The 17,993-nt window shown below is 50.7% G+C and carries 18 protein-coding genes; 10 read left to right on the plus strand and 8 right to left on the minus strand.

The window, feature by feature from the left end; all coding sequences use genetic code 11:
- Positions 1 to 12: 12 nt before the first annotated feature.
- Positions 13 to 1,203, minus strand: coding sequence for an efflux MFS transporter YdeE (ydeE, locus tag M975_RS07440; RefSeq protein ID WP_245164345.1), 1,191 nt, complete (start codon positions 1,201 to 1,203; stop codon positions 13 to 15).
- Positions 1,204 to 1,402: 199 nt separating this feature from the next.
- On the opposite strand from ydeE, the gene eamA reads away from it, so the two are divergent.
- Complete coding sequence (eamA, locus tag M975_RS07445; protein ID WP_064558422.1) at positions 1,403 to 2,296, plus strand: O-acetylserine/cysteine exporter; 894 nt, start codon at positions 1,403 to 1,405, stop codon at positions 2,294 to 2,296.
- 42 nt (positions 2,297 to 2,338) lie between these two features.
- On the opposite strand, the gene marB is transcribed toward eamA, so the two are convergent.
- Genes marB through marR form a run of 3 tightly spaced genes read right to left on the minus strand, consistent with a single transcriptional unit; the run spans position 2,339 to position 3,431 of the window.
- Positions 2,339 to 2,548, minus strand: a complete 210-nt coding sequence (marB, locus tag M975_RS07450) for a multiple antibiotic resistance regulatory protein MarB (protein WP_064558426.1) — start codon at positions 2,546 to 2,548, stop codon at positions 2,339 to 2,341.
- Positions 2,549 to 2,600: 52 nt separating this feature from the next.
- Entirely contained in the window at positions 2,601 to 2,975 is a 375-nt protein-coding gene (marA, locus tag M975_RS07455; RefSeq protein WP_064558430.1) for an MDR efflux pump AcrAB transcriptional activator MarA, read from the minus strand.
- A 21-nt stretch (positions 2,976 to 2,996) separates the two neighbouring features.
- Complete coding sequence (marR, locus tag M975_RS07460; protein WP_064558432.1) at positions 2,997 to 3,431, minus strand: multiple antibiotic resistance transcriptional regulator MarR; 435 nt, start codon at positions 3,429 to 3,431, stop codon at positions 2,997 to 2,999.
- A 200-nt stretch (positions 3,432 to 3,631) separates the two neighbouring features.
- On the opposite strand from marR, the gene M975_RS07465 reads away from it, so the two are divergent.
- Positions 3,632 to 4,303, plus strand: coding sequence for a MarC family NAAT transporter (locus tag M975_RS07465; protein ID WP_064558433.1), 672 nt, complete (start codon positions 3,632 to 3,634; stop codon positions 4,301 to 4,303).
- Between the two features lie 43 nt (positions 4,304 to 4,346).
- Here the strand turns inward: M975_RS07465 and M975_RS07470 are convergent, their stop codons facing one another.
- Entirely contained in the window at positions 4,347 to 5,540 is a 1,194-nt protein-coding gene (locus M975_RS07470; protein WP_064558435.1) for a sugar transporter, read from the minus strand.
- A gap of 166 nt (positions 5,541 to 5,706) precedes the next feature.
- Between M975_RS07470 and M975_RS07475 the strand changes: the two genes are divergently transcribed.
- Positions 5,707 to 6,504, plus strand: a complete 798-nt coding sequence (locus M975_RS07475; RefSeq protein ID WP_064558437.1) for a PhzF family phenazine biosynthesis protein — start codon at positions 5,707 to 5,709, stop codon at positions 6,502 to 6,504.
- Here M975_RS07475 and ptrR read toward each other — a convergent pair.
- Complete coding sequence (gene ptrR / locus M975_RS07480; protein ID WP_064558439.1) at positions 6,471 to 7,361, minus strand: putrescine utilization regulator PtrR; 891 nt, start codon at positions 7,359 to 7,361, stop codon at positions 6,471 to 6,473. The two genes, M975_RS07475 and ptrR, sit on opposite strands and share 34 nt — an antisense overlap.
- A 101-nt stretch (positions 7,362 to 7,462) precedes the next feature.
- Here ptrR and sad point away from each other — a divergent pair, with 101 nt between their 5' ends.
- The 6 genes from sad (at position 7,463) to M975_RS07510 (ending at position 15,341) form a co-directional block, all read left to right on the plus strand.
- The gene (gene sad, locus M975_RS07485) at positions 7,463 to 8,839 is read left to right on the plus strand and encodes a succinate-semialdehyde dehydrogenase (RefSeq protein WP_064558440.1); all 1,377 of its coding nucleotides are present in this window, start codon (positions 7,463 to 7,465) and stop codon (positions 8,837 to 8,839) included.
- 126 nt (positions 8,840 to 8,965) lie between these two features.
- Entirely contained in the window at positions 8,966 to 9,892 is a 927-nt protein-coding gene (gene glsB, locus M975_RS07490) for a glutaminase B (RefSeq protein ID WP_064558441.1), read from the plus strand.
- A 231-nt stretch (positions 9,893 to 10,123) separates the two neighbouring features.
- Positions 10,124 to 11,569 (plus strand): GGDEF domain-containing protein, encoded by a 1,446-nt coding sequence (locus M975_RS07495; RefSeq protein WP_245164356.1) that lies wholly within the window; start codon positions 10,124 to 10,126, stop codon positions 11,567 to 11,569.
- Positions 11,570 to 11,715: 146 nt separating this feature from the next.
- Positions 11,716 to 12,645 (plus strand): VirK/YbjX family protein, encoded by a 930-nt coding sequence (locus tag M975_RS07500; RefSeq protein ID WP_064558445.1) that lies wholly within the window; start codon positions 11,716 to 11,718, stop codon positions 12,643 to 12,645.
- Between the two features lie 225 nt (positions 12,646 to 12,870).
- Complete coding sequence (locus M975_RS07505) at positions 12,871 to 14,322, plus strand: tagaturonate reductase (protein ID WP_064558447.1); 1,452 nt, start codon at positions 12,871 to 12,873, stop codon at positions 14,320 to 14,322.
- A gap of 83 nt (positions 14,323 to 14,405) precedes the next feature.
- On the plus strand, positions 14,406 to 15,341 hold the full coding sequence (locus M975_RS07510) for a zinc-dependent alcohol dehydrogenase family protein (protein WP_064558448.1): 936 nt from the start codon (positions 14,406 to 14,408) through the stop codon (positions 15,339 to 15,341).
- A 23-nt stretch (positions 15,342 to 15,364) separates the two neighbouring features.
- Here M975_RS07510 and dsbG read toward each other — a convergent pair whose 3' ends face one another.
- Entirely contained in the window at positions 15,365 to 16,129 is a 765-nt protein-coding gene (gene dsbG, locus M975_RS07515; protein ID WP_064558451.1) for a thiol:disulfide interchange protein DsbG, read from the minus strand.
- A gap of 146 nt (positions 16,130 to 16,275) precedes the next feature.
- On the opposite strand from dsbG, the gene M975_RS07520 reads away from it, so the two are divergent.
- Entirely contained in the window at positions 16,276 to 16,566 is a 291-nt protein-coding gene (locus tag M975_RS07520; RefSeq protein ID WP_064558453.1) for a VF530 family protein, read from the plus strand.
- A gap of 57 nt (positions 16,567 to 16,623) precedes the next feature.
- On the opposite strand, the gene M975_RS07525 is transcribed toward M975_RS07520, so the two are convergent.
- Positions 16,624 to 17,823 carry an NAD(P)/FAD-dependent oxidoreductase gene (locus M975_RS07525; RefSeq protein ID WP_064558455.1) on the minus strand — a complete coding sequence of 400 codons (1,200 nt, stop codon included), beginning with the start codon at positions 17,821 to 17,823 and terminating at the stop codon, positions 16,624 to 16,626.
- Between the last annotated feature and the right edge of the window lie 170 nt (positions 17,824 to 17,993).

A 17,993-nucleotide genomic window follows, 5' to 3' on the forward strand; every position in this document is an offset into this window, starting at 1 on the left:
GACATCCACCCTTTAATTGAGCGCCAGCTGCGGTTTTACCGCCATTCCTTTTACTATCATCAGATACGACAACGCAATCGCCACCATCAGCGCCACGAACAGCATGTATGGCGGCAACCAGGTCAGCATCAAACCGGTGAAAAGCGGAGTACAGGCGCCACCCAGCCAGCCCAGTTGCTGTGCCGAGAAGTAGCTGGCTTTCAGGCCCTGTGGCGCAATGTTGTCCACCAGCATATATTCGCCTGGCGCAAAAATCAGCTCACCCAGCGTGAACACCGCAGCGGAAATGCCCCATAGCAACAGGTTATCGCCCGACACCATAAAGCCTGCCAGACCCGCCATAAAAAACAGCGTGCCGTAGCCCATCAGCTTTTTGATGTTGTCCGGGCGAATGCGTTTGCCGACCATATACTGAAAAACCACCACCACAAAAGCATTCACTGGCAGCACTACACCCACCACTTTTTGTGCCAGATCGGAGTCTGAAATTGCGATCGCGTATTGCGATAAACATGCGGCAAACGATCCAAAAACCAGAGAGCCCAGGAAAGCAGACAGCGTGAAATACATCAGCGCTTTGTCTTTTAGCATCTGGCGAGGCGAAAGAACGATATTATCTTCAGTCGGCGCTTTGCTGATCGGCACGCTATGCACGTAGCGGCTAATGACGATAAACGGGATCACCGCCGTGAGCCCGGATAACCAGAATGGCAGGTTGGTGCTGTAGAGCACCGCCAGCGTGCCAATCGGCGGGCCAACCGTCCAGCCTATGTTGGCAAAGGTGTAATTGAGCGAGAAAATTTTAGGTTTCTGGTGAATTTCCAGCGTGTCTGAAAAGTACCCTTTAAGCACCGTGGCAAATACCGAATACGCGCAGTTAATCAACGAGTAGAACATCACCACTAAAACGGCGCTATTCACCAATGGGATTGCCACAAACCCGCCTAAGAAAATAACAATCGACAATAGCATGTATATTTTCTTGTCGAATTTATCCGCGAGAATGCCAAACCACAGGCTGAACACGACACCCGCGGTGAGCGCGATGGTCAACGCCATACCAATTTCGTTTAACGGCATACCGTACTGCCGCGAAAGATAAATGGTCATAAACGGCAGCGTCAGACCACGCCCGACGGTCAGGAGCAGTGAAGACAAAAGTAAAACGCTGATGGAAAGTTGCTTGCCAGAAAAACGTGTCACGAGTGAAACCATTTTATTGTGTTTTTTTAGTATGTTCGGGAAGGATGCGTTCAGATTTAGCATGAAGAATTGGCAAAGTATAGATGGCCTTTATCATGAAATGCTTTCTGTACTGACGCTTAAAACGACTATCTGTATCTGTTCACAATAGTCAATTAGCCTTAAGTTTTAACAAACTTATAATAAACAGGGGCAGGGTATGACGCGTAAAGATGGGCTGCTGGCGATGCTGGTGGTTGTGGTATGGGGGCTGAATTTTGTGGTCATTAAAATGGGGTTGCACAATATGCCGCCGCTGTTGCTGGCCGGGCTGCGCTTTTTGCTGGTTGCCTTTCCTGCGCTGCTATTTGTTGCGCGCCCCAAAATACCCTTTCGTCTGCTCGCCGCCTACGGCCTGACCATCAGTTTCGGGCAGTTCGCGTTTCTCTTTTCGGCGATTAAATTTGGCATGCCTGCCGGGCTTGCGTCACTGGTGCTTCAGGCTCAGGCGTTCTTTACCATTCTTCTTGGCGCGATGGTGTTTAAGGAACGTCTGCAAGGAAAGCAAATGGCTGGGATCTCGCTTGCCATCATCGGTGTATTAGTGCTGATTGAGGGAAGTCTGGGCGGGGAGCATGTTGCGTTACTGGGCTTTATGTTGACGCTGGCGGCTGCCTTTAGCTGGGCATGCGGCAATATCTTCAATAAAAAGATTATGCAACTTGAAGCGCGCCCGCCGATTATGTCGCTGGTGATATGGAGCGCGTTAATTCCGGTGCTGCCATTTTTCGCGGCAAGTTATCTGCTCGACGGGCCTGGGTTGATGTGGCAAAGCCTGGTGGCGATTGATATGACGACGATTCTGTCGCTGGTTTATCTGGCTTTCGTTGCGACCATCGTCGGTTATGGTATTTGGGGCAGTTTGCTTGGGCGATACGAAACCTGGCGGGTTGCACCGTTATCTTTGCTGGTGCCGGTTGTGGGTATGGCAAGTGCGGCATGGTTACTTGGCGAAACGTTGTCGTTTACGCAATTGGCCGGCGCGGTGCTAATTATGGGCGGGTTGTATATTAACGTTTTTGGCTTGCGGATACGGCGGGCGGTGGTGAATTAGTTCTGGCGAGTCAGTTAATGACGGCCCGCCAGAGGCTTAAAATCAGTTACTGCTGTTGTGGTAGTAAGGTGTACCCAACTGCTCTGACTTATCGCCAATCATATGGCTGTTGTCGGCATGGTTATCCGAAGGTGGGATAATCATGTTGCCATAGTTTGTTTGCGTGGCACGGAAGTTACCTGGTTGCTCTGCCAGAGCGTTAGCGGAAGCCAGAATCAGTAGCAGGCTTGCAGCGCCGATAAAACGTTTCATAAATCCTCGGTGTCTGTGTGAACAGACGGTTGCATAGCATTTGTTTAATATTTTAATGATTTAGCGGGTGAATATACTTTCCTTCTCCACCTGAACACGCGATGCGGAACCGGTGAGGAGGCACAGAGAAGTAGTTTTTAAACGTGCGGGTGAGTGTCTGTTGTGACTCAAACCCATAACGCTCCGCTAAATAGAGAATCGGCTCATTACTTTGTTTGAGCTTAAGCGCGATCTCGGTCAATTTACGATTGCGGATGTATTGGCCTAATGAATGGCCTGTTTCTTTTTTAAACATCCGTTGCAGGTGCCACTTCGAGTAGCCAGAACGCTGTGAAACCTTCTCAAGCGACAGAGGGTTCTCCAGGTTCTCTTCAATCCAGTCCAAAATGCTTTGAATTGTTATTGAATCATTGTTCCGTCTGGACATCGTTTCACCTCTTTTCAGGGTTTACGGCAATACTTTTGTCAGCAGTTGATAAAGAGTGTTCACTTCATCCGCTGTCAGGTTTTTAGTCAGTTCCTGGTGCAGGGTTTGCCCCACAAGCTGATGGCATTTCTCGCACAACGTTTTTCCTTCCGGAGTCAGTCGTACTAACACACCGCGCTTGTCGTTTGGGTTAGGCAGACGTTCGATCCAACCTTTGCACAGCAGGCGGTCTAACATGCGGGTTAGCGCACCCAGGTCGACCGACAACGCTTTTTTCAGTTCCACCGGTTGAACACACTCCTCACAGTAGATGCTGCAAAGCACCTTAAATTGCGTGGCGGTGATATCGAGAGGGGAAAGATGCTCGTTGAGCAGACGATCTTTGTGCTGGTTAACCATATGGATCAGTCTGCCGAGGGGAATCACTTGGTTAAACAGATCGTTTGTGTTTTTCACTATGGTTGCCCAGGCAAGTATAAATAATCACGGCAGATATTATTGCTCAGGCAACCATAAGTCAACGTAATGAGTAATCGATGACACGAATAGCTAAAACGGTTCAGTTTTTAACATTGATACAAATCTGATAACCAACATGCGCAGGGTTGACTGCTATACTCAGCAGCGCAGTAAATCACCGTAATTAAGGACTTAAGATGATGGAATTGGTTAAGGCTATTGGGTTCGGGCTGGTGGTGTTACTACCTTTAGCTAACCCGTTGACCACGGTAGCATTGTTCCTCGGCCTCGCCGGAGACATGAACAAGAAAGCACGTGATAAAACCGCCTTAATGGCGTCAGTGAACGTGTTCATCATCATGATGGTTGCGTATTATGCCGGGCAAGTTGTGATGAATACCTTTGGCATTTCGATACCCGGTCTGCGTATTGCCGGTGGCCTGATTGTTGCGTTTATTGGGTTCCGAATGTTGTTCCCACAACAAAAAGCCCATGAGTCGCCAGAGGCACACTCTAAAGCCGAAGAGATGGAGCAAGAGCCGGAAACCAATATCGCATTTGTTCCGCTCGCCATGCCGAGCACCGCAGGGCCGGGTACGATTGCGATGATCATCAGTTCATCATCAACAATTGAACATGGTGTCAATTTCTCAAACTGGGTTGTGCTGGTTGCGCCACCGCTAATTTTTGCGCTGGTGGGTGTGATTTTATGGGGTAGTTTGCGCAGCTCTGGTGCGATTATGCGCCTGGTCGGCAAGAGTGGGATTGAGGCAATTTCGCGTCTGATGGGCTTCTTGCTGGTCTGTATGGGCGTGCAGTTTATTATTAACGGCGTGCTGGAAATTATTACCCATTTCCCGGCGCATTAAGTTTAATAAGGGCAGCGGTATCAGTCCGTTGCCCTTAACGCACTTAGTGGCTTTGCTGCTCTTCAAGCGACACCGGCCAGCGGCGGAATATCAACACTGACCAGATAAGTGCTGCCAGGGCCGGAGCCGCACCCACCAGACCAATACTCGACATTTCAAAATGCAGGCTGACCTGGTTGCCGAGCAAGGCACCGGCACCAATCCCAAGATTGAATATCCCTGAGAACAGCGCCATCGACACGTCGGTTGCATCTGGTGCCAGCGCCAGAACCTTCACCTGCATACCCAGGGTGATGATCATAATCGCAATGCCCCAGAACAGGCTGAGTACCGTCAGGTTTGCGCTACTTTGCGCGGCAGGTAGTAACAGGGCGAGGCAGAGAACCAATAAGCCTATCGAGCCACTGACCAGCAGCGATGAGTGTTTGTTGCCTAACTTGCCAAACATCACGCTGCCAATAATCCCGGCACCACCGAGAACCAGCAGCAGGAAGGTCGCAGTGTTGGCACTTAACCCGGCCACGGTTTGCACGAACGGCTCAATGTAGCTGTAGGCGGTGTAGTGCGCCGTCACAACCACAGCGGTCAGTACATAGATGCTCACCAGAGCAGGGCGCTTGAACAATAACGGCAAACTTTTCAGCGAGCCAGAATGTTCGCTTGGCAGTTTAGGCAGCAGTTTGATGACGCAGAACAGCGTCAGTGCGGCAATCACGCCGATAGCAAAGAAAGTGGTGCGCCAGCCAAAATACTGCCCAACCACGCGCCCAAGCGGTAAACCGAGCACCATCGCCAGCGCCGTACCTGTGGCAATCAAACTCAGTGCCTGGGCTTTTTTACCGGCCGGCGCCATACGGATAGCCAGCGACGCGGTAATCGACCAGAAAATAGCATGAGCAAACGCAATACCGATGCGGCTTATCACCAGCACAGTAAAGTTCCATGCCACAAATGACAGCACATGGCTTGCGATAAACAGTGTAAAGATGCCAATCAACAACCGTTTACGCTCAACCTGGCTGGTTAATAACATAAATGGCAGCGACATCAATGCCACAACCCAGGCGTAAATCGTCAACATGATGCCGACTTCAGCGGTTTGCATGCCAAAGCTATTGGCGATGTCAGACAGCAAACCGACGGGAACAAATTCAGTGGTATTAAATATGAAGGCTGCAACAGCGAGGGTAACGACGCGTAACCATGCCGTTTTGCGTGAGACGTTATTTATTGTCATTGATGGGTTTCGCGCTGGTAAATAAAAAGTGTGAAGAGGCGGTGATCATAAAACCATCAATCCAGCCATACAACTGATTTTGTGATTTAAGTCTCATTTAATTGTGTGGGTAAGCATGACTCTCATGGCATGGTAGATGTGACAGACACACACAGAGGTAGATGCTATGCAGCAAATTGATTTTTATATGGTAGATGCGTTTACCGATACCACTTTTGGTGGCAATGCGGCAGCCGTGTGTCCACTGACAGAATGGTTGCCGGATGAAACCCTGTTGGCGATGACTCGCCAGCACAATCAATCTGAAACGGCTTTCTTTATTACCACTGATAGCGGTTTCGAGCTGCGCTGGTTCACCACGCAAGGGGAAGTCAACCTGTGTGGCCATGCAACGCTTGCCACAGCGCATGTGATTTTTGAATATCTGAATTACCCGGAAACCACCATTGAGTTCACGACAAGGTTCGTTGGCCCGCTGACGGTCACCCGCAATGGCGACTGGTTGACGCTGGATTTCCCGGCAACCCGCAGCGAAGCCGTGGAACCGCCACAATTCCTGCTCGAATCATTGGGTATTGTTGAATATCAGGAAGTCAGGCTTGGGCGCACCTATACGGTCGTACTCGCCAGTCAGCAGCAGGTCGAAGCAGTAAAACCCGATTTTCAGCTGATGCTCAAGCTCAACCAAAAGGTCTGCATTACCGCACCGGCCGAAATCGAAGGTTATGATTTTGTCAGCCGTTTCTTCTCACCGGCTGCGGCAATCACTGAAGATCCGGTGACCGGCTCAACGCACACCATGCTTATTCCATACTGGGCAGAACGGCTTGGTAAAACGCAAATGCTTGCCCGCCAGGTTTCTCAACGCGGCGGCGATTTACGTTGCCAGTTAGTGGGTGACCGCGTGCTTATCGCCGGGCAGGCAACTACCTATTTAGTCGGTAAAGTATTACTGCGCAGCTGAGCCATTTCCTCCAGTAACCCGATAAAGGTATCCAGTTGTCGGGTTTTCGCACCTTTACGCCAGATGAGCCAGGTATTCAGGTAACGCCAGTCATCTGGCAAAGGCGATACAGAGGCCTGGTGACTGCCAGGCATACTTTCCAGCATGCTGCGTGGCATTAGCGCAATTCCCGCTCCGGCAATCACGCAGGCCAACATACCGTGATATGACTCCATTTCATGAATTTTCCCCGGTACCGCCTGTTGGTAATGGAACCAGCTTTCGAAATGGCGTCGATAGGAACAGTTAGCACGGAAGGCATAAATACTGGCTCCGCTGACTTGTTGGGCATGGGTAATCAGAGGGCTATCTGCCGCGCAGACAATCACCATCTCTTCTTCATACACAGCAAAACCATCAAGCGATGGGTGCAAAACCGGGCCATCGACAAACGCTGCAGATAAACGCCCGTCGAGCACGCCATCAATCTGGTCGCCAGAAGGGCCCGTTGCCAGCGAAAGCTGAATTTTTGGGAACCGCTGGTTAAAGAGAGCCAGCAGGCCAGGAATACGCACCGCCGCAGTGCTTTCCAGTGAACCCAGCGCCAGGCTACCTTGCGGCTCATCGCCAGAAACCGCCATCCGCGCTTCATCAACCAACGCCAGAATACGTTTGCTGTAACTCAGGAAACTGTGTCCGGCAGGGGCCAGTCGCAAACGCTGGTTTTCCCGGATAAACAATTCCACGCCAAGATCGGCCTCAAGCTGCTTGATACGCGTGGTGAGATTGGAGGGCACCCGGTGCACTTTCACTGCTGCGGCACTGATGCTGCCGGTTTCCGCTACCGCATTGAACATTTCAAGCTGCGTAAGATCCATAAGATATTCTCGATACGTGAATGACTCGCTCATTATTATTCATTTTTCATGATTGTCACGCAGGATTAAGGTAACGGCATCAACAGAACACAGGGGGCACTATGACGACTCACGCGATTTCAATTAACCCAACGACCGGCGATCAGCTTTCAGCCACGCCGTTTGAAACACTTACACAACTGGATAGCGCACTTGCGGGCAATCACGCCGCATTTAAGGTCTGGCGCAATGTGCCGTTGGCTCAGCGGGCGGATAAATTCCGCGACCTCGGGAAGGCGCTGCGTAATAACGCTGAAGCCATGGCACAAATGATCACTGCTGAAATGGGCAAGCCCATTATGCAAGCACGTGGTGAAGTGGCGAAGACAGCTAACCTGTGTGACTGGTATGCAGAGCATGGCCCGGCAATGCTTGCCACCGAAGGCACACAAGTCGAAAACCAGCAGGCGGTGATTGAATACCGCCCGCTTGGTGCGATTCTGGCGGTGATGCCGTGGAACTTCCCGTTATGGCAGGTGCTACGTGGTGCGGTACCCATTCTACTGGCAGGCAACAGTTATGTACTGAAACACGCACCGAACGTGATGGGCAGCGCGGCGCTGATTAAACAGATCTTTGCTGAAGCTGATTTCCCGCAAGGTGTGTTCGAGGTGATTAATGTCACCCCTGAAGGGGTAAGCCAGGCGATTAACGACTCACGCATTGCGGCGATTACCGTAACGGGCAGCGGGCGAGCGGGTGCGGCTATTGGTGCGCAGGCTGGTCGTGCACTGAAGAAATGCGTTCTTGAACTGGGTGGTTCTGACCCGTTTATTGTGCTCAATGACGCGGACCTTGATGAAGCCGTTAAAGCCGGGGTCGCCGGGCGCTTCCAGAATACCGGGCAAGTGTGTGCGGCGGCCAAACGCCTTATTATCGAGGAAGGGATTGCGGATGCGTTCACCGCGAAATTCCTGGCGGCTGTTCAGGCGCTAAAAATTGGCGACCCGACGGATGAGGCAACTTACATCGGGCCAATGGCGCGTGTTGACCTGCGTGATGAGCTGCATAATCAGGTGACAACGTCACTTAATCAAGGGGCGCAGCTTCTGCTCGGTGGTGAAAAAATTGCCGGAAAAGGAAATTACTACGCACCAACTGTTTTGGGGAGTGTCACGCCGGACATGGTTGCCTTCCGGGAAGAGTTGTTTGGCCCGGTAGCGGCAATTAGCGTTGCGCGTGATGCCGAACATGCACTTGAGCTGGCTAATGACAGTGACTTCGGGCTTTCTGCCACCGTGTTTACCGCAAATGCCCAGCTCGCGGATGAGTTTGCCGCACGCCTTGAGTGTGGAGGTGTGTTTATCAATGGTTACAGTGCAAGTGACCCACGCGTGGCTTTTGGCGGCGTGAAGAAGAGCGGGTTCGGGCGTGAGCTTTCTCATTTCGGTCTGCGTGAGTTTTGCAATGTGCAGACTGTCTGGAAAGACCGACGCTAGTCACGCCTATGCAACACTGTAGCGTTGCAAACCGCTGGTACATCCTGGCCGCGTTTTCATCTGCCTGATACTGTGGCTGTCTGATATAATGGCGGGTGTAAAATACCCGCCAATCAGGAGTTTGCAGTGCCAGGTTTGTTAGATAACACATTGCTGGAAGATATTCTTACCCAGGTTCGGCCGCTCATTGGCCGCGGTAAAGTGGCAGATTACATTCCCGCACTGGCAGAAATTCCGGGGGACAAACTGGGTATTGCGGTTTGTACCGTTGATGGCGAAGTATTTAGTGCGGGAGATGCTAGTGAGCGTTTCTCTATCCAGTCTATTTCTAAAGTGCTTAGTCTGACGCTCGCTATGGGGCGCTACGAAGAGCACGAAATCTGGCAGCGGGTGGGTAAAGAGCCGTCTGGCCAGCCATTTAATTCCTTACTTCAACTGGAACTTGAACAAGGTAAACCGCGTAACCCGTTTATTAATGCCGGGGCGCTGGTGGTTTGCGATATGCTGCAAACTCGTTTAAGTGCGCCGAAACAACGCATGCTGGAAGTGGTGCGGGTACTGGCAGAACAGCCCGATCTGGCTTATGACTCGCGGGTTGCGAAATCTGAGTTTGAACATTCGGCACGCAATGCGGCGATCGCCTGGTTGATGAAGTCATTCGGCAATTTTGAAAACGATGTGATTACTGTCTTACAGAATTACTTCCATTACTGTGCGCTGAAAATGAGTTGCATGGAACTGGCGAAAACGTTTCTGTTTCTGGCAAACCAGGGGCGCGCATTGCATCTTCAGGAACCGATTATTACCGCACAACAAGCCAGACAGATTAACGCACTGATGGTGACCAGCGGTATGTATGATGGTGCCGGAGAATTTGCTTATCGCGTTGGCATGCCGGGTAAGTCAGGTGTGGGGGGCGGTATTATTGCTGTGGTGCCTCAAGAGATGACGATTGCCGTGTGGTGCCCGGAATTAGACACCTCCGGTAACTCTCTGGCAGGAACGGCCGCTCTGGAGATTCTGGCACAGCGCATTGGCCGTTCAATCTTCTGAATCTTTTTACACTTAGGCGTAAACGCTGTTTCCTGTCACTTTAGCGCGACGTGTGGCGGAAAAAAACGCAGGGGACGGCGAGTCTCATCGGGCAGCTTCACATATCAGTCTTTATCGGGTTGGCCACAGGTTCAACCAGTTAAAATATGCTAAGCTAAAAATTATTTTTTGCACTCACCCGGTTGTTTTATTTTATTACGCAGTGCATGCATAAATATGAGTTCAAATAGCATGTCTAATCAAACTGGCTTTAAAATCTTTTCGCCTGAAAAACGTTTGGCTAATGTTATAAATATATTTGTCATTACGACGCTGTTTTACTTCTTTGGCGCGTCACTTCGCCTGATTGATGAGTTGTCGCTGTTCTGGCCGCTGAACGCTGTGCTGGCGGCGGTGTTCGTGCGCAACCCGTTCCTGAATCGGCCAATCTATTATTTTATCTGTTATAGCGCGATGATTGTTTATGACGCCTTCACTACGCATTGGGGTTGGCAGTCGGCGATAATAAATCTGTCTAATATGATCTTTATTATTCTGGCCGCAGGTTTATTGCTGCGCTACACACGTGTGCAGGATGAAAATAATTGGGCGTTGAACGCTTTTAATCTTTTCTATTTCTGCCTGATTGCCTCGCTACTCAGCTCACTATTGGGCTCGGTTGGCTCCTTTGGCCCGTCATCGGATTACCGTAAATTTCTGCCACTCTTTGCCGACTGGTTTAGCGAGCAGTTTTCAACAGGGGTGCTGCTGATGCCGTTTTTACTGATGGCGAAATGGCCGCAGTGGGACAAGCTGCCTGCATTCCATGTCTCGAAAATCTACCCGTTGCTGGGAGTGATCATTTCGATTATTGCCTCCGTGTTGATTGGTGGTGCCGGGAGTCTGGCATTCCCGTTGCCAGCACTTATCTGGTGTGCGATTCGCTATCCGGTGCCGGTCACCGCACTGATAACGCTGTTGACCGGGGGTATCGAAATTGTTCTGGTCGCCAATACGATAGTCATGATTCATGAGAACCCACCGCGGGTGCTGAACGAGATGTTTTCGGCGCGTCTGGGGATTGCCACCATGGCCATTTGCCCGCTGATTGTGTCAGTCAGTGTTGATGCAATTAACCGTCTGATCAAACAGACCTCACTGCGTGCTGATTTTGACTTTCTTACTGGCGTACATTCCCGTTCAGGTCTTTATGAAGCGCTGAAAGTGAAAGCGCCATTGAAGCATCAACCGAACCAGAAACTGTGTGTGATGCTGCTGGATATTGATTACTTCAAACGTATTAATGACAACTATGGTCACGAATGCGGTGATGTGGTGCTGGCGGCATTTGCTGCGCAACTGAAAAAAACGGTAGGTGAAGATGGGCTGGTGGCTCGTCTTGGCGGTGAAGAGTTTGTCGTGGCCTGCAGTACCTGTACCGAAGAGCAAGGTTATGCAATCGCCGAGAAAATTCGGCAGAGTATTGAGCTGACGGCGTTCCGTTATCAACAACAGTCATTGTTCATTACGGTTAGTATCGGTCTGGCTGCGACGACACCGGATAAAGAGACGCTGCTTGATGCCTTTAACTCGCTATTAGCGCAAGCCGATAAGTATCTGTATCTGTCGAAACGTAATGGCCGTAACCAGACCTGCACGTCGCACATAACCCAGGAAGATATGGCAGCGTCTATTTAGGTTGTGCTTTGTCACTCGACCCTAAACAGATAGTGCCTGAGCGAGAGTTTTCATTTAGTCGTTGTAAAAGCGTATAGGTTCCAGCGAATAAACTTTGCATGAGGAATTCACCGCGAGTGAAGCAAAGTTTATCGCCTGGAGGCAAAATGACTATTCTGGACCAACATCCATCACTGCAAAAAAATAATGCAGGGGTTTCCACCATCATGGCTTTGATTAACGGGAGCCTGGCTCCCTGTGATATCTGGCATGAAAAGTCATACCGGGCGAAATTCCTGTTGCGTACACTTTTAGCTCCCCGCCAGACACTGCGTTTCTTTAATTCTATGGCACAACAGAGCTATTTTTCGACGCTGCTAAAAGCGCAAAAAACGCTGCCAAGTAAAATCCATCGCCATTATTTGCATTTGGGTATGAATGCTTCCGCACGCGTGGATGCGATCCTCAGTCATTACCAATTTATTGAAAAACTGGGTTGTAAAACCCTTGCGCGTGGCCTGATGTCCCCAGAACAAACTGTGTTGCTGGAACTGAGCGGTAAAGACGGTGAGAAAATAGAAATTAATGCCAGTACCGCGCTGGGTGCGGAGCGAGAAGGTGAGAGTACCCTTTGGTTGAACATGAATGGGGTAAGACTTGCTGCATTAACCTTCTGTGTATCGGGTGACAAGATTTTTATTGGCGGGCTACAAGGCGCTCATCGCAGTGTGCCGCATGAAACAATTAAAACGGCGACTAAAGCGTGCTACGGGTTATTTCCTAAACGTCTGCTCATGGAAGTGTTGTGGTTATTAGCCGCACAGCAGGGAATTAAAGGGATCTTTGGGGTGAGTAATGAAGGACATGTATTCCGCGGACTGCGTTATCGACTGAGTAAGGGCAAGCATTTTCACGCCAGTTATGATGAGTTCTGGCAGTCAACCGGCGGTGAGCAATACGGTAAGCATCTTTACAGGCTGCCATTGTCATTACCGCAAAAAGATCTGAGTGAAATTGCCAGCAAAAAACGTTCGGAATACCGCAAGCGCTATTCATTGCTTGAAGAGTTACAAACCCAGTTCGCTGAACTACGTTAACCGCATCAGGTGCGAGATGTTATACCAAACAGGGGTGTGGTTTTTCAGTTGTGGGTGCGATAGCAAAACAACCGTGACGGACGTCGCACCGCTGGCATGAGATGTAGATGAAAATTGGTATAATAACTTTAGTTTGATCAAAACGGGGTTTCACTTGTTAGAGTTCTGATATTTTGAGCAGGATATTTGTGGTCGTTCATCCTGTACACACCAAGGAACAACATAGTGAAAACACTTAATCGTCATGATTTCCCTGGCGCTCAATATCCTGAACGTATTATCCAGTTTGGTGAAGGCAACTTCTTACGTGCTTTTATTGACTGGCAAGTAGATTTACTCAATGAACATACGGATTTGAATGCGGGCGTTGTTATCGTGCGCCCAATCGACAGCGCTTTCCCGCCGTCGTTGTCTACCCAGGATGGGCTTTACACTACGGTGATCCGTGGTCTGAACGAGCAGGGCGAAGCGGTAAGCGACGCGCGTCTGATTCGCTCAGTCACTCGTGAAATCAACGTTTATCAAGAATATGACGCGTACCTGAAACTGGCTCATAACCCAGAAATGCGTTTCGTGTTCTCCAACACCACCGAAGCGGGCATTAGCTACCACGCAGGCGACAAGTTTGAAGATGCGCCAGCGGTAAGCTACCCGGCTAAACTGACTCGTTTGCTGTTCGAACGCTTCAGCCACTTCAACGGTGCTGCGGATAAAGGTTGGGTGATCATTCCTTGTGAACTGATCGACTACAACGGTGATGCATTGCAAGAACTGGTTCTGCGTTACGCTCAAGAGTGGGAGCTGCCAGCAGCATTCATTCAATGGCTGAATGAGGCTAACACCTTCTGTTCTACGCTGGTGGACCGTATCGTTACCGGTTATCCGCGTGACGAAGCAGCCAATATCGAAGCAGAACTGGGTTACAAAGATGGTTTCCTGGCGGCGGCTGAGCACTTCTACCTGTTCGTTATTCAGGGCCCGGCATCTCTGGCGCAAGAACTGCGTCTGGATAAACTGGCGCTGAACGTGCTGATTGTTGATGACATCAAACCGTATAAAGAACGTAAAGTTGCGATTCTGAATGGTGCACATACCGCGTTAGTTCCAGTTGCCTACCTGGCGGGTTTGAACACCGTTGGCGAGTCAATGAACGATGCTGAAGTGTGTGGCTTCGTGGAAAAAACCATCGCTGAAGAAATCATTCCAGTGCTGGACTTGCCGCGTGACGAATTGCAGTCATTCGCACAAGCCGTCACCAGCCGTTTCCAGAACCCGTATATTCAGCACCAGTTGCTGTCTATCGCGCTCAACGGTATGACTAAGTTCCGCACCCGTATTCTGCCGCAACTGCTGGCAGGCCAACAGGCGACCGGTACGTTGCCTGCTCGTCTGACTTTCGCACTGGCTGCACTGATTGCCTTCTATAAAGGCGAGCGTAACAACGAAACTTATCCTCTGCAGGATGATGAGCATTGGTTGGTACGTTATCAGCAACTGTGGGCATCACTTGGCGACAAGCAGATCACAGAGCAACAGCTGGTTGAAGCGGTACTGAGCGACAGCGATCACTGGGGCCAGGACTTGACTCAAGTTCCAGGTCTGGTTGCTAAAGTCAGCGAAGATTTGCAGGTTATTCTGAGCCAGGGTATGCGCGCAGCAGTCGCTCGTTACTGCTAAGCCCCAAGGCCGGATTAGCGCAACGCCATCCGGCAGAAAACCCTGATATAGTGCCTGTAGGCTCTGTTTACAGGCATTTTTTTATGCAAAATTCCGCACTCTGGTTTCGGCAATTTGGCCAACCTGAACATGTCATCACTCTCGAGCAATCAGACATCGCGCCGCGCCCTTGTGGCATGTTGCGCGTGCAGATGCGCTATGCGCCAGTCAATCCTTCAGATTTGATTCCCGTTACCGGCGCTTATAGCCACCGGGTGACGCCGCCGCGCGTGGTGGGTTATGAAGGCGTTGGCGTGGTGACAGATGCGGATAACCCTGAATTTATCGGCCAGCGCGTTTTGCCTTTGCGGGGTGAGGGAACCTGGCAACGCTTGCTGGATTGTTCGCCGCAGTGGGCCGTCCCGGTTCCTGATAGCATTCCCGATTTGCTGGCGGCACGTGGCTATATCAATCCGCTGGCCGCATGGGTGATGTTAAAAAAATGGCCGGTGCGAGGGAAAACTGTGCTGCTGACTGCCGCCAACTCATCGTGTGCGGCATTACTGGCGCAGTGGGCATGCCTTCAGGGGGCGCAAAATATTTGGGGAGTTTGCCGTAGCAAAGAGCAAACGGCGGCATTGCATGAGCAAGGAATTAAACCTGTTTTAATCGATGACGTTAATGTGTTGAACATGGCGGCGCAGCAGGCCGATGTGGTGTTCGATGCGGTTGGCGGTGAACTTGCCACCCGGTTATTAACAAACCTGAAAGCCGAGGCTGATTTTGTTTCATACGGTTTGTTGAGCGGCCAACCGTTTGACGCCCGTGGAGCACGTGCGAAGCCGCAACGCTTCCATCTGCGCGATACCCTGGCAGTTACCGATTCTCACGAGTGGCAACAATGGTTTGTCGAGCTGTGGCCTCTGTTGGCCAAAAGCCAGCTACCGGAAGTGACGCTATTTGGGCTGGCGCAGTGGCGTGAAGCGTTGCGTGAATTTGCGGTTGCCGGGCGACGTTGTAAGCCCGTACTGGCACTATGAAGTGACAACGTCACCCGAAGAGGCTATTTATCGTCGCCCATGATCACTTTCATAGTGGCGTCGTCTGGTAAGCCCTGGTGCTGTTGCAGGCGGCCGTCTTTGTTCAGATAGTAAATAGAAGGGGTGGCCGTGCCGCCCAGTTCATCCATTAACGCCAGGTTATCTTCGAGAGCTTTCTTGATTTCAGGTGTGATGGTCGCTGGGACTTTCAGCTCCATTTTGCCCTGACTGTTTTCATATTCCGCCAGCGTTTTTGCTGGGTCTTTAGCCATCATAATGGCTGCGGCTTTCTGACCGCTGTCCGGGCGTAACATACCGACCATCAATACGCGTAACTGCACTTTTCCGGAGGCCAGCCACGGCTGCGCATTTTGCCAGAATTGTGTGCAATACGGGCAATAAGGGTCGGCAAACGCGTACACAACCAGTGGGGCATCGGCTTTACCTGCCGCTATCCAGTGGTTTTTCTCAAGCTTTTGCCACATCTCTTTAGCCATGGGTGCATAAACCCATTTCTCGACCTGCGCATCGCTGAGGTTTTTACCCGTGGCATCAACTAAGTTACCCATGATGGCATGCTGTTTATCCGGCGTCAGGAACACGGTGGTGCCTTGCCCCTGAAACTGCATTACATATCCAGGCAGGTCGCCGGGGCCTTTAAATTCACCTTTCAGCTCAAAGCCTTGCTTCTCTAATGCGCTGATGGGCGCCGGGAGTTTATCAACGGCGGCCAGCGCCGACGTGCTGGATAGCAGGGCAAGCGACAGAGTCCATACTGCATGTTTCATTACGTAATCCTTATCATTCTCTTGATGAATGTATGCCCGGGTAGGCTACATGTCGTACGCCTGTAAGGAAAGTTCATCCTTTAGAAAGATGAGGTCGCGTAATTTTGCTATCGTATGCGCAATTATTCAGACTTACTGGACGCATTATGACCCACGCATCAAAAGACCCGCTGCACGGCGTGACACTCGAAGCCATTGTGAATGCTTTAGTTGCGCATTTTGGTTGGGAAAAACTGGCGAAGCTCATCAACATCAATTGTTTTAAAAGTGACCCGAGCGTCAAATCCAGCCTGAAGTTTTTACGCCGTACTCCCTGGGCCCGTAAAGAAGTCGAAGATCTGTATATCGATATGGTAGAGACGGCAGAAGAGGCGGCTAAAGAGCTTCCGGTTGATAGCCCATGGGCGAACTGGCAGGGTAAAAAGAGCGAGGAATAAACCCTCGCCACAGATAAAAACCGGGTGGATTGTTACGCATATCCACCCTGAAATTTTCTACACAAACGGCGCTAATGGGTCGGCCGCCGCAAAAGCGATTGCTTTGTCTGCCTTCGGTGGGTAGATAAGCTCGCTGGTGATGGCGACTTTGATTTTCTTCGCTTCTGCACGTGTTGATTTAACCACCTGATCCCAGCCTTCGGTGTACACCGCGCCGAAACCGCCTAAATCCAGGCATGTTACGTAGTTGACCTGGCGATAAGGGTGAGGCGCTACGCCGATAATATCTGCGGCAACGTTGTTACCCACAAAACGCCCCAGCATAATCGCATGCTGGCAGGTCATGAGGGCAGTATTGCCTTTATCATCCGTGCGGGCATAGGCCACATCACCGGTTGCATAAATGTCTTCTTGCCCAATGACTTTCAAATTCTCGTCGACGTGCAGGCGCCCCTGGGCATCGCGTGTGGCAGGGATTTGCCCGGTAAGCGGACTGGCCTGCACACCCATTGTCATCACCACGGTATGAGAGGCGATAAAATCACCATTTTTGAACGTAACGCCGTGCTCATCAATCGAAGCGATTTCCGCATTCAGCATCCATTCAACGCCCAGTTCGTCGCTGGCTTGTTTGATTACATCGCACAATTCCTCGCTATAATGGCCACCCACCACCGGGCTGCGGTCGGCGACAATCACACGTGCCTGCGTGGTTTCACCCAAAATTGCACGTAAGCGTGCTGGCAATTCAGTGGCCAGTTCGATACCGGTAAAACCACCACCACACACCACCACGGTATTACGCGCGTCGCTTTCTGGCTGTTCCGCTAACTGGTTAAGGTGCTTTTCAAGACGTGCGGCGCTTTCCAGTTGGTCGACATCGAAAGCATGCTCTTTCGCACCTGGGAAAATAGGGTTGATGTGACTACCGGTTGCTAACACCAGGCGGTCGTAGTGAATGGCAGCCAACTGCTCTTGTGCTGTGTGATACCAGACTTGTTTGTTTGCCACGTCAATTTCGCTTGCTGAACCGGTAATAAATTTCACACCCGTTGCCGCGAACAACGGCAGCAGCGGGGGCGCAAAACTTTCTACCCCGGCTTCATAGAAACGCGGGCGAATGCGCAGTTCAGGCTGCGGTGCAAGCACGGTTATCTCAATATCACTACGATCGTGAAGATCGGTTAGACGAGCAGCACTCAAGGCGGCCCACATACCTGCAAAACCTGCACCCAAAATAAGAACTTGCTGTTTCATGATTTCATTCCTGCCATTTCAGTGGTCATATGTTTTATTAACTGCGATCATATTAGTCGTAGTTAATCTTTTCAAGCGTTTTGCTGTGCAGGATTATATGTTTATGTTAAGGCTTTGAATTAATTTGACATTAAAGATGTGTCCAACAATTACTCATGAGAGGAATTGCT

It is taken from the genome of Buttiauxella brennerae ATCC 51605 (assembly GCF_001654925.1).
Taxonomy (GTDB): Bacteria; Pseudomonadota; Gammaproteobacteria; order Enterobacterales; family Enterobacteriaceae; genus Buttiauxella; species Buttiauxella brennerae.

What these genes read in the sequence shown, in the direction of transcription:
- M975_RS07465 (WP_064558433.1), top strand. Translation starts at nt 3,632, where the DNA reads ATGATGGAATTGGTTAAGGCTATTGGGTTCGGGCTGGTGGTGTTACTA.
- marB (WP_064558426.1), bottom strand. Translation starts at nt 2,548, where the DNA reads ATGAAACGTTTTATCGGCGCTGCAAGCCTGCTACTGATTCTGGCTTCC.
- M975_RS07500 (WP_064558445.1), top strand. Translation starts at nt 11,716, where the DNA reads ATGACTATTCTGGACCAACATCCATCACTGCAAAAAAATAATGCAGGG.
- eamA (WP_064558422.1), top strand. Translation starts at nt 1,403, where the DNA reads ATGACGCGTAAAGATGGGCTGCTGGCGATGCTGGTGGTTGTGGTATGG.
- M975_RS07475 (WP_064558437.1), top strand. Translation starts at nt 5,707, where the DNA reads ATGCAGCAAATTGATTTTTATATGGTAGATGCGTTTACCGATACCACT.
- M975_RS07510 (WP_064558448.1), top strand. Translation starts at nt 14,406, where the DNA reads ATGCAAAATTCCGCACTCTGGTTTCGGCAATTTGGCCAACCTGAACAT.
- M975_RS07520 (WP_064558453.1), top strand. Translation starts at nt 16,276, where the DNA reads ATGACCCACGCATCAAAAGACCCGCTGCACGGCGTGACACTCGAAGCC.
- marA (WP_064558430.1), bottom strand. Translation starts at nt 2,975, where the DNA reads ATGTCCAGACGGAACAATGATTCAATAACAATTCAAAGCATTTTGGAC.
- M975_RS07525 (WP_064558455.1), bottom strand. Translation starts at nt 17,823, where the DNA reads ATGAAACAGCAAGTTCTTATTTTGGGTGCAGGTTTTGCAGGTATGTGG.
- M975_RS07495 (WP_245164356.1), top strand. Translation starts at nt 10,124, where the DNA reads ATGTCTAATCAAACTGGCTTTAAAATCTTTTCGCCTGAAAAACGTTTG.
- dsbG (WP_064558451.1), bottom strand. Translation starts at nt 16,129, where the DNA reads ATGAAACATGCAGTATGGACTCTGTCGCTTGCCCTGCTATCCAGCACG.
- M975_RS07470 (WP_064558435.1), bottom strand. Translation starts at nt 5,540, where the DNA reads ATGACAATAAATAACGTCTCACGCAAAACGGCATGGTTACGCGTCGTT.
- ptrR (WP_064558439.1), bottom strand. Translation starts at nt 7,361, where the DNA reads ATGGATCTTACGCAGCTTGAAATGTTCAATGCGGTAGCGGAAACCGGC.
- sad (WP_064558440.1), top strand. Translation starts at nt 7,463, where the DNA reads ATGACGACTCACGCGATTTCAATTAACCCAACGACCGGCGATCAGCTT.